The sequence below is a fragment of the Planktothrix agardhii genome (assembly GCF_904830935.1).
GTDB lineage: Bacteria > Cyanobacteriota > Cyanobacteriia > Cyanobacteriales > Microcoleaceae > Planktothrix > Planktothrix agardhii.
Map to the genome: position 1 here is coordinate 1,577,780 of NZ_LR882952.1, position 12,763 is coordinate 1,590,542.

The following is a 12,763-nucleotide window of genomic DNA, read 5'->3' on the forward strand; positions in this document are numbered from 1 at the left end:
AAGTTATAAAATTAAACATAGTCAACCATGAAATATAAATTATTGGCAATTTTAGCCATGTTTACACCCGTTATTTTTGCAGCCTCAACGGTGGCTCAATCTAATACAACTGATCCGGCTGTTTTTTTAAAAGGTAATGCTCGCTCCTGTCAAGGATGTAATTTACAAGGGGCAGATTTAAGCAAGCAAAGCCGAGTTAATGCTCAACTGAGACAAGCTAATTTGAGCAATGCTAATTTTAATGATGCCAACTTCCGAGGAGCATTTTTTACCTGTGCAAACCTCTCCAATAGCACCATGAGAAACACTAATTTTTCCTTTGCTAATTTTGTCGATGCTAACTTAAGTGGAGTCGATTTAAGTGGCGCAGATTTAAGTAGAACGGACTTAAGTGGAGCAATTATTGATGAAAGAACTAATTTTTCTGGAGCTAACTTAACTGGAGCAAAACTCTGGGATGCAGCCACAATTTTCCGACCCGGAATGGATTTAACCCGCATTCCGCGAGATTACACAATAGAAAGTCAGCGCGTCAAATGTAATAACAGAAGATAACATCAGTTATCAGTTATCAGTCATCAGTCATCAGTTTATTACCCATTACCCATTACCCATTACCCATTACCTATTACCTATTTATATGACATCAACAGTTTTGATTACAGGTGCGTCTCAAGGAACGGGTAAAGCAACAGCTTTATTATTTGCAAAAAAAGGCTATAATGTAATTTTAGCTGCCCGGGAATCGGAACGTTTAGAAACCCTAGCCAATGAAGTTTTATCTTTAGGGGTTTCTACCCTAGCGATTCCGACAGATGTAACTAATATTGAGCAGGTTAAATATTTAGTCAATCAATCCTTAGATTATTATGAAAGTATTGATGTTTTAGTAAATAATGCTGGAATTTGTTTGACCGCATCGGTGGAACATACAACCCTAGAAGATTGGCATGAATTAATGAATACAAACTTCTTTGGTTATGTAAATATGATTCATACATTATTACCCCATTTCTTGAAACAGAAACAAGGAACAATTGTGAATGTTGGTTCTTTTGGCGGGAAAATGCCCCTTCCCCAAATGGCAGCTTATTGTGCTAGTAAATATGCGGTGACAGGACTCACAGAATCCTTGAGGTTGGAAGTGCAAAAAAAAGGAATTAATGTCTGTGCTGTTCATCCGGGGATTATTAATAGTAATTTCCTCGAAAGAGCGCAATTTCGGGGAGAAGATGGGTTAGAAATTGAACAACTACGTCAACGCTTGGACTCCGCTTTAGCTTCGACTTGGGTAAGTCAACCGGAAGATATTGCTCAAGCGATTTGGAATGCGGTGCAGAAAAAACAAGCTGAAGTGGTGGTAGGGCCAGCCCTATTAGCAACAGAAACCTATCGATTATTCCCTGGATTAATGCAGTTAATTTTGAATTAAAAATACCCAAATTGTATTATATCAAATGGCTAAAAAATATTTAATTTTTGCTAGTCCTTATATTTTTAGGATTACAAGTATGGAAGTTCAGCCATCAAGTCATCATCCTTATACTTTAATGGGCGCAATTTGTTTTGATCGTTATGAAGGAGAAAAATGGTTTGAAAAAGCGATATCTTGCCAATAAATGTATTTTTATTAAAACTATTACAATTCATTAAAGTAGTAATCCCTTTAGGGCTTCATTCCCCAGAATTAGTAACAAAACCCAAAACCAATAACAAGAAATTAAATTTATTAGTATTAGGTTTAGGGGATTAAGCCCTGAAGGGCTTACTACGGAGGCCCCTGTCTGCTATCCTTAAACAGATGTTAAAACGTGGTCAAATTATTGGGAATTGAGAGGAATTCTCAAAGTCCCATTAGTTGTAAACGGTATTATCCATTTAGGTTAGACTATGGATTTTTCGACTCTTGTAGCCCAGTTGAATACTGGGGTTATTTGGCCAGAAGGGATTGTGATTATTACCCTCTTGGTGGTGTTGGTGGGTGATTTAATTGTCGGGCGCAGTCGGTCTTCTCTGTGGACACCTTATGCGGCGATCGCGGGTTTACTGATTTCCGTCGGGGTATTATACACTCAATGGGACAATAGGAATACCATCGCCTTCCTCGGGAGTTTCAATGGCGATGATCTAAGTATCGTGTTTCGGGGGATTATTGCCATAACTTCAGCCGTCACTATTTTAATGTCCATTCGCTACATTGAACAGACGGGAACCGCCTTAGCTGAATTTATCGCCATTCTATTAACCGCAACATTAGGGGCAATGTTCCTCTCCGGGGCGAATGAATTAGTCACCATTTTTGTGGCTTTGGAAACCTTAAGTATCTCCTCTTATTTATTAACAGGATATACCAAACGTGACCCCCGTTCCAATGAAGCTGCGTTGAAATATTTATTAATTGGAGCCGCCAGTTCCGCCGTATTTCTTTATGGTTTATCCCTACTATATGGACTATCGGGCGGTCAAACCAATTTAACCGAAATTGCCAAGGTTTTAGCCCAATCAAATGGCGAATCTTTAGCGGTGGTTATCGCTTTAGTTTTCGTAATTGCTGGAATTTCTTTTAAAATTTCTGCGGTTCCCTTTCACCAATGGACACCGGACGTTTATGAAGGTTCACCAACTCCAGTGGTGGCATTTTTATCCGTCGGTTCCAAAGCCGCAGGATTTGCCCTAGCCATTCGTTTACTAATTAACGCCTTTCCCACCGTTGCCGACGAATGGCGTTTTGTATTCACCGCCTTAGCCATCCTGAGTATGATCTTAGGAAACGTGGTAGCCTTGGCGCAAACTGGCATGAAACGGATGTTAGCCTATTCTTCCATTGGCCAAGCCGGGTTTGTGATGATTGGGTTAATTGCCGGAACCGAAGCGGGATATTCCAGCATGGTATTCTACCTGTTGATTTATCTGTTTATGAACTTGGGTGGCTTTATTTGTGTGATTCTATTCTCCTTGAGAACCGGAACCGATCAAATTAGTGAATATAGTGGATTGTATCAAAAAGATCCCCTATTAACCCTGTGTTTAAGTATTTGTCTATTATCCCTGGGTGGTATTCCCCCCTTAGCTGGATTTTTTGGCAAAATTTACCTGTTTTGGGCAGGTTGGCAAGCGGGTCTATATAGTTTAGTATTGCTGGGTTTAGTCACCAGTGTGATCTCGATTTATTACTATATTCGAGTCGTAAAAATGATGGTGGTCAAAGAACCCCAAGAAATGTCGGATGTGGTGAAAAACTATCCCGCAGTTCAGTGGAATTTACCTGGAATGCGTCCCCTACAAGTGGGTTTAGTTTTAACTTTGGTAGCAACTTCTTTGGCGGGGATTTTATCAAATCCGTTATTTACCTTATCCACCGAAGCTATTACTCATAGCACCATGTTTGACGGTGTATTGGTGAAAACAAAAACCGTTGCTCATCTAACAAAATCTCCGTTAATTTCCCAACGAGATTAGATACCCTTAAATTCCTATTAACAATGGGGACTTTGATCTTTTGTTTCCCCCCTCCCCCCTATTTTTATTTTAGGGGGGTTTATAATAGGAATTAAAGTTTAAGGATAAAACTATCAGGTTTGTATTTGTTGGTAGAAAGAAATCTTGCGATCGCCTCGCCTGCAAAAGCTCTATAATCCAGAAATGGCAAAAGTTTTGGGAGAGTGACAGAAGAGGGATATCATGTAGATAACCTTTAAAAGACATATTCTTTAATTTGAGTTAGGAGTTAATCATGGGACTAATGGATGGATTGTAAGGATAGGATTAAATATTTTGATAAAAATCCGACAAGGATTGTTTGACAAAACCGGGTTTCTGGGATTAAATTTTAGCGGATTTTATTTGGGAGTTTTCTGTAATTCGGGGCGTTCTTCTGCTACAATTGCCCCTTCTACTGGACAAACTTGTAGACAAATTCCGCAGTCAATACAGGTGGAAAAATCAATCCAATACCAATCTGTTCCTTTGATATTTTTTTCCGGCCCTTCATGAATACAGGCAACCGGACAAGCCTCAACACAATCGGCAACACCTTCACAAATATTAGTGACAATACTATGGGGCATGGTTAATTTCTCCGAGTTGAAAATAAGATTTAATTTTGGTTAATTATTAGAGAATTTGTTAGGGAGAGAAAGGATGGAATTGTTCTAAACTGAATTAGAAATTTCTCCCTTTTCCCACTCTAAACTTAAAGAATTTCTTCAATTTTGGGGTCGCCGTTAATATTAATCCAGGCAATTTGACCAATACCTCGACGTCGAGCATAGTCGCGGATATCTTCGGGGGTTTCCCGATGTCCTAACTCCACTTCCACCCGTAATAAATCACCAGAACACCTTAACTGACTGGCATAGGCAAAGGCGGCTGCATATGCTTCGGGAGTTTGCGCCACCACTAACCATTCGCTGGCGGGGGTTTGATGGGGGAGTTCACCCCGTCCTAATAATACTTGATGCAGGTTTTCAGTATTCAAAGAAAACCCAATTCCCGGTTCGCTTTGTCCTTGGGGATGATACAGTCCTAGTAGTTGATCATAACGGCCTCCCTGTCCCAATACCCTTGCTCCAGATGCGGTATCACTCACGGCAATAAACACAATTCCGGTATAATAATCAAAGGTTTGAACTAAACTTAAATCCAGGGTAATTGAGGGTTGAACTTCAGAATTTTCCCAACATTTGTGCAATAATTCCATTAAGGATTTTAGGTTATTAACTGCTTGCCGTTGGAAAGAATCTAAATCTAGTTGAGAAACTTGGGATAATACTGTTTCGGGACGACCGCGTAAATCAAATAAAAATAACGCTCGCTCTCTAAGTTCCGAAGAAAGTGATAGGGATTCTAAACCAATTCTATCTAAATTAGCGATCGCAGTTCTAACTTTTTCCCGTTCTTTAGCAGGAAAAGGTGATAATAACGATTGAGTTAAACCCGCTTCTCCGATAATTAAATCGGCATTATTTAGCCCCAAGGTTTGCAGACAGTCCCGCAACAATAACAGAATTTCTGAATCAGCGCGTAACCCACCAGCGCCCAAAAGTTCCACACCCGCTTGATAAAATTCTAACTGTTGTCCGTGGTCAAGGGCTTTGCCTTTACGGAAGACATTGGCACTGTAATAGAGGCGTTGGGGCCATGATGGTAGTTTGCCCATACGACTCGCAATGGCTCTGGCGATGGATGCGGTTAATTCGGGGCGCAGTCCTAGACCCTGATTTTCAGCATCTTGCAGTTGAATGACGGTTGAGGGTTGTACCGCACCTCCAGCCATGAGGGTGTCCAACCGTTCTAAAGTGGAGGTAATAATTCGATGATAGCCCCAAAGGTGAAACACCTGTTGTAAGCGCCTTTCAATCCAAATTTTTTGAGCAACATCGAGGGGAAGTAAATCTCGCGCACCCGACGGGGGTTGATAAACCATACTTGAGAATTAAGAATTAACATAGAGTTACAAACCGATAAATTTGTAACTTTCCCTACGATACCCTATTCTGTTACCCACAAACTAAAAATTAATTAAAACTGTGATTTTTAATCATTGGAGCCATAGGCAATATTCAAACTCACCCAAAAAATTAAACTAGAAACTATAATAATCAATGTTGCCCAGAACCAGTGGGGGAAAAATAAATATTCGGCTATTTTCCCTGTATCAGAAACTAACTGGCGATAATTTTTATTTTTTCTTCCCGCCAAATAGCCCACCAAATAACCCACCACCGGAGGATTTATCGGACTTTTTAGCAGTTTGTTGACCAGTTTTGGATTTTGTCCCGGCTGAAGTTGTGGACTTTTCTAGTTCTTTTTTAGCTTCTAGGGCTTGGGGTTGTTTGGGATCAAGTTGTAAAGCCCGATTAATATGGGGAGTAGCTAGTTTGGGTTGATTTTGTTTTAAATAAACTAACCCTAATAAACCATGACAATGACTATTATCAGGTTCCCGTTTAATGGCGTCTTTTAATTCTGAAGCCGCTTGGGTATAGTTTTGACTAGCCATTAACTGTTCGGCACGGTGACAGGCTTGTTCAACAAAGGAATCTTTTTTAGGTATTGCTGAGTGCTGGGTGGGAGTTGTTTCAGGAACTTTAGGAGATGGAGACGCGGCACTTTTTTGATTTTTACGAAGCAAGTAAACCAGGTTTAAATCACTAATTTGACCCGTAATATCTAAGACTTTTTCAGGGGATTCATATTGATGTTTTGCTAAGGCTTTAATTGCGCTTTCATAGGCATTTTGATAATCGGAGGCTTGGAGAAGTTTTTGACCGGCTTCTGTTTGAGGTTTGAGGTGATGCTGTTCTTTGACAATGCGATCGCCAATGGTTTTTAATAGCAGTGTATATTCCTTACGTTCAGCTTCCTTAGAAAACTGATTATAGGCCGGACTGACTAATTTAGCTAACAATTGCTTGGCTAAATCACGATCTTGGGGGTTCTCAAAGGGACAGGTATCAGGATGCAAACGACGGGCGATCTGCATATAGCGTTTGCGGATATCGTCAAATTCGGCTTCTAGGGAAACCCCTAAAATCCCGTGATTATCCATAAACTCAAACTGAAATAACCCTTGTTTAATTTCAAACATACTGTTTTGCTTTCCTTGCCTAGATTTACGACGAAGATTAATCGCACCTATTGATCTTAATATAACCCGTTTCCAACAGTTATTATTAAAAAAAAACCGGATTTCTGTTAGAAACCCAGTTGCTAAAATAGTAATGGAGATTGATTTATTAATATCAATATCCGTTATAGTTCCTGATCAAGACAGAGAATAGGCTGTTTGCATTGCCCACCAAACTAGAACGCCGATACCTCCCAAAACCAGCACAGAAGAAATAATAATTGCCGTGGGACTGTCCGCCCCTTTAAATTTCATGATTCCACGATCTAAGTCGGATGCCATATTTTATGCCTAACTCTTATGAGTAGTTATAACACAAATAATTCTAATTTTGGCGATCGTACCTTAACAACAAAGGGATCAAACCAATTGAATCTCACTCCCATCTAACATCTGTTTCAGGCTTTGATTCAGATCAGAACGTACCCGAAAATAGTCAGAATTAATCACCCAAACCGTTAATAATGTTTTAATCCCACCCGCAGCTATTTCCTGAATCTCCATATCGGGTATCGGTTCTAATAAAACCCGTGGATCAGTTTGAACTAAATTAGTAAAAAGTTCTCTAACTTGATCCAGATCCGTATTATAACTTAAATTCAACTTAATATCAACCCTACGGATAGGTTGAATTGAGTGATTTACTATTTTATCCCCGTAGAGTTTACTATTGGGAATAATAATTGTTTTATTATCGGGTGTTTTTAACAGGGTAGTAAAAATTTGGATTTCCTCAACTATTCCCTCTACTCCCCCACCTTCAATATAATCATGGACTTTAAACGGGCGAAAAACTATCATAAATACACCCGAAGCAAAATTAGATAAAGACCCCTGCAAAGCTAAACCAATAGCTAACCCAGCAGCGCCTAAAACCGCAATAAATGATGTGGTTTTAATTCCCAGTTGTCCCAGTGCTGCTAAACTTACAAAGGTAACAATGGCAATATAAATTAAGTTGACAAAAAATCTAATTAGAGTTGGCTCTAGTTGAGCCTTGATCATCAGATGTTTACTGAGATTTTGGATAAATTTTGCCGCCCATAAACCAATTAACAGGATCAGAATTGCCATTAAAAATTGAATTCCTAACCCGATAATTGATTCAGCTAATTTAATCAATAATTCCCTTTGTTGTTCGGCTGTTAGCATAAGTTATAAATCTAAAGAAAAGCTAAAATTTAATTCAAGTTCGCTGATTCATTAGCTTAATATTATCAGTTTATGATATAATTTTCAACTGAAATATGATTTTACTGGTTCTACATGAATTCTTTTCCAACCCCTAACGGATTCAATAGTATCGAAGATCGAGAAAATCAACCCGATTCAGGTGATCCCGGTTTACAACGGTTTGCACTGCGGTTAAAAAACAGTATGGGACGAGATATTTTAGTCCAAACAGAATTGGATAAACTCAGAACTCAACTGCAATGTGATCGAGTAATTTTATATTATCTTTATTATCAATGGAAAGGACAAGTTACCTTTGAATCTTCGAGTCAACCAATCTTCTCAATCTATGGTTCTACGGGTGCAGATGATTGTTTTAATCAGGAATATGCTCAATTGTATCAACAGGGAAGAATTCGAGCGATCTCCGATATTGAAACCGCAGCTATTCATCCCTGTCATCAAAACTTTTTACGCAGTATTTATGTGCGGGCTAATTTAGTTGTTCCTGTGATTGTTGATAACGAACTCTGGGGTTTATTAATTGCTCATCATTGTCGATTTCCTCATCTTTGGAGTGCTTCGGAATTTGAACTGTTGAAAACCGCCGCAGAAACCCTATCTACTGCACCAGAAATTCTGAATTTAAAGAGGTAGGAACAAAGCCAATATTAATATTTTATATCCTGTCTATTGCCTGTTGCTCATTCAAAGGAAGTATAATTTCTAATTTTGTTCCCTCTCTTGGTGTTGAATATAGATTGAGTTTACCATGATGTCTTTCAATAATTTGATTAACAATTAGTAATCCTAATCCAGTTCCTTGACCGACAGGTTTTGTAGTAAATAAAGGTTCAAAAATTCGCTGACTAATTTCCTTGGTCATGCCAATTCCATTATCAGAAATTTTAATTAAAACTGATTTTGAATCGGGTTGTGTAGTTTCAACTTTAATTATAGGAATATGATGATCAAATTCTCCATTTTTACCCGCTTCTTCAATCGCATCAATAGAATTTGCTAAAATATTCATAAAGACTTGATTCAGTTGACCAGGATAACATTCAATAAGCGGTAAATCACCATATTCTTTAACTAATTGAATAGCGGCTCTTTCTCCTAATGGCTTGAGGCGATGACTCAAAATTAACAGAGTGCTATCAATACTTTTATGAATATCAAATAAAACCTTAATTGAGGCATCAGAACGGGCAAAATTCCTTAAAGAAATTGAAATATCTTGAATTCGATCAGTGCTTAATCTTATGGAATTCAGCAGTTTGTTTAAATCATCCAAAACAAAATCTAAATCCGTTGCAATTATCGCTTTTTGTATGGGTTTTGGTAGCTGATCATAATGGCTTTGACATAAAGTTAAAATATGATTTATATCGAGAATATATTCCTGAGCCGGAGGAATATTATTGACAATACAGCTAATCGGATTATTCATTTCATGGGCAATTCCTGTCACTAATTGTCCGAGAGTTGAAAGTTTTTCTTGTTGAACTAATTGAACTTGAGCTTGTTCTAAAACTGCCGTCCTTTCCGCAACCAGTTGTTCTAGGTTTTCCGTCAAATTTTTGAGTTGTAAATGCACCCGCACCCTAGCTAAAACTTCCTCCTGTTCAAAGGGTTTAGAAATATAATCAACCGCCCCCAAAGAAAGTCCCTTGACTTTATTTTGAACATCCGTTAAAGCCGTTAAAAAAATAATCGGAATTGCTTGGGTTTTTGGATCAGCTTTTAATTTTTTGCAAGTTTCAAACCCATCAATACCAGGCATTTGTACATCTAATAAAATTAGGGCGGGTGGTTTCCGTGCAACTAATTGTAAAGCGCTTTCTCCATCTTCAGCTACTCGCACAGCAAATCCTGCACTTTTTAGAGTTTGGGATAAAACGGCTAAATTAGTGGGATTGTCATCAACAATTAAGATAAAACCAAGGTCTTGCATAGATAAAAGTTGGGAATTTTATTTGAATTGTATGAGAAATATCCAGGGTTTAAGATTGGCTGAGGGTTTGACTCAACAACTCTCGCAGCTTTTTGAGTTGAAAGTTTTCTGTAAGTTGGATTACTTGTTGAGTAAAGGCAGAATAAACTGGATGACTCGTTTCAATCAGAGCTACCTCCGCTAGTATACCATCTACATCCCCTTCTTGAGCTAATTCATATAATCTGGATAGGATTTCAACCGGAATTTTCGGATTTTCTGGTTGAGTATCTACGGATTGATTCAGATTTTTAACGAGAGGGTCAGAGGAAATATAAATCCACTCTAATTTTAGATGAACTTGCAATAAATCCAGTAATAAATCGGCTGAAATTGGTTTAGGTAAAAACCCATCCGCTCCGGCATTTAAACTGCGGTGTTGATCGCTATCAAATACACTAGCAGAGGAAGCAATCACCATAATATCTTTTAGTTTTGGCGATTGGCGCAACAGATTAATAAACTTAAATCCATCCATCACAGGCATGACTAAATCAGTAATAATTAAATCGGGGAGAATTGCGATCGCTTGCTGCAATCCTTCCTGACCATTATTGGCTTCTATAACTTTAAATCCAATCGGTTCTAATAAATTTATAATCACAGAACGATTTGCCAAATTATCATCAGTAATTAGAATAGTTTTTTGTTCTCCTTGATATCCGGTAACGTTTCCTTTTTGAATATTACGAGAGGTATTTGCCCATTCTTTGGCTTCTGATAATTCCACATCAAACCAGAAAATACTCCCTTCTCCTTCTTGACTTTGTACCTGAAGTTGGCTTCCCATTAAGGAAACAATTTGTTGACTAATCGCTAATCCTAAACCTGTTCCTTCCGTGTTTCTTTTTATTTCTCCTACTTGTTCAAATGGCATAAAAATTCGGGATAATTGTTCTGAACTCATCCCGATTCCAGTATCTTTAATTTGAAAATTTAGGCGACATATAGAAGATTTTGGGATAAATATAGCTTGGATTGAAAAGGTTACACTGCCTTGATCCGTAAATTTAATTGCATTTCCCAATAAATTAATTAATACTTGTCTCAGACGTTTTTCATCGGCTTTAATTCCAATTGGAAGACCCTCTTGAGGTCGATAATTAAACTTAATTTTTTTCTGTTCAGCTTTGATATTACACATTTCGACTACCCCTTCTAAAAATGCCGGAAAATGAAAATCCGAGGGGTAAAGTTCCATTTTGCGAGCTTCAATTTTGGATAGATCTAAAACATCATTAATCAGGGTTAATAAATGATACCCACATTGTTGAATAACTTCTACCCCTTTCTGTCCTTTAGCCGTCAGAGGCTCTAATTGTTGTAAAATTTGAGCATAACCCAAAATTCCATTTAAGGGAGTGCGTAACTCATGGCTCATATTAGCTAAAAATTCACTTTTTGCTTGATTAGCAGCGTCGGCTTTTTCCTTGGCGGTTTTCAGTTCAATTGTCCGTTCTTCTACCCGTTTTTCTAGGGCTTTATTTGCCTGTTCTAAGCTAACAAAAGCATCTTGTAACTGTTGAATCATTTGATTAAAAGCATGGGCTAAAATTCCTAATTCTTTAATTGTGGGTTCTTCTACTCGAGGTTTAACTAAGTCACCTCTAAACCCTTGTTCAGCTTCTTTGGCAATATTTTTTGATGCAGCACTCAAGTGTAAAATCGGTTGAGTAATTCGACGAGTGGTATAAATTCCCGATATAGTTGCTAATATTAATGCTCCCAAACAAAGTAAAATTGTGGTTTGAGTATTCCTATCAATTTCTGCCATAAAATCCGATTGTGGAACCACCACAACCACTAACCAATCTAACCCTAATGGATCTCGCCAAGGGGTAATTTCCACAAATTGTTGATAATTATTCCAAGAAAATTTGAGATTTTGAGTTGTTTCAATAGTTTGAAAATCTTTAATCTGTGATTCTAAATAATTTGCTGTGGCTTTAATTAAAGGTTGTTGACTATCTATGGCTTTTAATCTTTGCGGTTTTTGTCCAGGTTTAATTATAAAAGGTTTTTGATCACCAGAACTAGCAATTAGTAATCCATTCCGTTCTATAATAAAAGTTTGACCGGAAGGACTAACTTTCAATTGTTCTAAAAAATTACTCACTTCGGATAAGCGCATTTCTACACCCAAGACACCAGTTAATTTTTTATTATCATCAAATAAGGGATGACTAGCCGCAATACAAAGGGGAAAGGGTTCAACTTCCCAGTTATAAACTTTACTCCAGGTGGGTTTTTCTAATTGGGCTCCGGCGGCATACCATCCTTCTTTTTTAAAAAAATGATCTTTCTGGCTTTTTAAGATGAGTTTTGATGGTTTTCCCTGAGTATTGATTTCAAAAGTGTGCATCAAAGAATTGCCATAATTTTGGAGGTCAGTAGTATCGAAGGTAATTCTTTGATCTCCAAAATAATTACCAACACTAGAAAAAATTCCCGTCGGTGTTCCTAATAATACATAACCAATATCAAAAGTAACTCGCTGTTTCCAAAAAAACTGTACGAGTTGAGTTAAATTATCGGGATCAAGGATTCCTGTTTCGATCGCATTAGCATTGATTTGATTTAGTTGTGGTGCAATAGAAAGATAACTATTTAAGTGTTGATAAATGCGACTACTGACTTCATTCTGTAACTTGCTTGCTAAATTATTTACCGCTTTTTGACCATTTCTTAGAGACAAATATCCCGTCAAACTAACCGCAGCAAAAATTTGTAAGACAAATGGAACAATTAAAATAAAGCGAAGGGGAAGTTTTTGAAACATTGGGTATTCAAAATTAATAATGTTGCCTCTAAAATACTAAAACAGAAAAACCTCAGTCAGAGTAGATGAATTATATAAAAAATATCAACATTTGGCAACTTAGATCATGAAAAGATCGGGGTTTCCCTTTCTCTGTGCTATGATATTAACATCCCAAATCCCAACTTCCATCTCCTTTATGTCAACA

11 protein-coding genes are annotated in these 12,763 nt (G+C 37.7%); 4 read left to right on the forward strand and 7 right to left on the reverse strand.

From position 1 onward, the window contains the following. Positions 1-27 precede the first annotated feature (27 nt). The 3 genes from NMG88_RS07495 to NMG88_RS07505 all read left to right on the forward strand — a co-directional run bounded on the left by NMG88_RS07495 (position 28) and on the right by NMG88_RS07505 (position 3,459). Positions 28-555: a pentapeptide repeat-containing protein gene (locus NMG88_RS07495; RefSeq protein WP_081846345.1), complete on the forward strand. Its 528-nt coding sequence runs from the start codon at positions 28-30 to the stop codon at positions 553-555. An 85-nt stretch (positions 556-640) separates the two neighbouring features. Next, positions 641-1,432 (forward strand): SDR family NAD(P)-dependent oxidoreductase, encoded by a 792-nt coding sequence (locus NMG88_RS07500; protein WP_227365981.1) that lies wholly within the window; start codon positions 641-643, stop codon positions 1,430-1,432. 458 nt (positions 1,433-1,890) lie between these two features. Then, positions 1,891-3,459: an NAD(P)H-quinone oxidoreductase subunit N gene (locus NMG88_RS07505; protein ID WP_042153167.1), complete on the forward strand. Its 1,569-nt coding sequence runs from the start codon at positions 1,891-1,893 to the stop codon at positions 3,457-3,459. Positions 3,460-3,839: 380 nt separating this feature from the next. Here NMG88_RS07505 and NMG88_RS07510 read toward each other — a convergent pair whose 3' ends face one another. The 5 genes from NMG88_RS07510 to NMG88_RS07530 form a co-directional block, all read right to left on the reverse strand. Then, a complete protein-coding gene (locus NMG88_RS07510) occupies positions 3,840-4,067 on the reverse strand; it encodes a ferredoxin family protein (RefSeq protein WP_026788929.1) in 228 nt (75 codons plus the stop codon). Between the two features lie 125 nt (positions 4,068-4,192). Further along, a complete protein-coding gene (locus NMG88_RS07515) occupies positions 4,193-5,425 on the reverse strand; it encodes an ATP phosphoribosyltransferase regulatory subunit (RefSeq protein WP_027255075.1) in 1,233 nt (410 codons plus the stop codon). Positions 5,426-5,680: 255 nt separating this feature from the next. Beyond that, the gene (locus tag NMG88_RS07520) at positions 5,681-6,589 is read right to left on the reverse strand and encodes a J domain-containing protein (protein ID WP_027255076.1); all 909 of its coding nucleotides are present in this window, start codon (positions 6,587-6,589) and stop codon (positions 5,681-5,683) included. Positions 6,590-6,766: 177 nt separating this feature from the next. After that, positions 6,767-6,910, reverse strand: a complete 144-nt coding sequence (locus NMG88_RS07525) for a hypothetical protein (RefSeq protein ID WP_026788925.1) — start codon at positions 6,908-6,910, stop codon at positions 6,767-6,769. A 78-nt stretch (positions 6,911-6,988) separates the two neighbouring features. Beyond that, positions 6,989-7,780 (reverse strand): mechanosensitive ion channel family protein, encoded by a 792-nt coding sequence (locus tag NMG88_RS07530; protein ID WP_235751237.1) that lies wholly within the window; start codon positions 7,778-7,780, stop codon positions 6,989-6,991. A 114-nt stretch (positions 7,781-7,894) separates the two neighbouring features. Here NMG88_RS07530 and NMG88_RS07535 point away from each other — a divergent pair, with 114 nt between their 5' ends. After that, positions 7,895-8,458 carry a GAF domain-containing protein gene (locus NMG88_RS07535; RefSeq protein ID WP_202806319.1) on the forward strand — a complete coding sequence of 188 codons (564 nt, stop codon included), beginning with the start codon at positions 7,895-7,897 and terminating at the stop codon, positions 8,456-8,458. 22 nt (positions 8,459-8,480) lie between these two features. On the opposite strand, the gene NMG88_RS07540 is transcribed toward NMG88_RS07535, so the two are convergent. Both NMG88_RS07540 and NMG88_RS07545 read right to left on the reverse strand, forming a co-directional pair. Further along, a complete protein-coding gene (locus NMG88_RS07540; RefSeq protein WP_026788923.1) occupies positions 8,481-9,758 on the reverse strand; it encodes a sensor histidine kinase in 1,278 nt (425 codons plus the stop codon). A 49-nt stretch (positions 9,759-9,807) separates the two neighbouring features. After that, positions 9,808-12,576, reverse strand: a complete 2,769-nt coding sequence (locus NMG88_RS07545) for a hybrid sensor histidine kinase/response regulator (protein WP_042153182.1) — start codon at positions 12,574-12,576, stop codon at positions 9,808-9,810. Between the last annotated feature and the right edge of the window lie 187 nt (positions 12,577-12,763).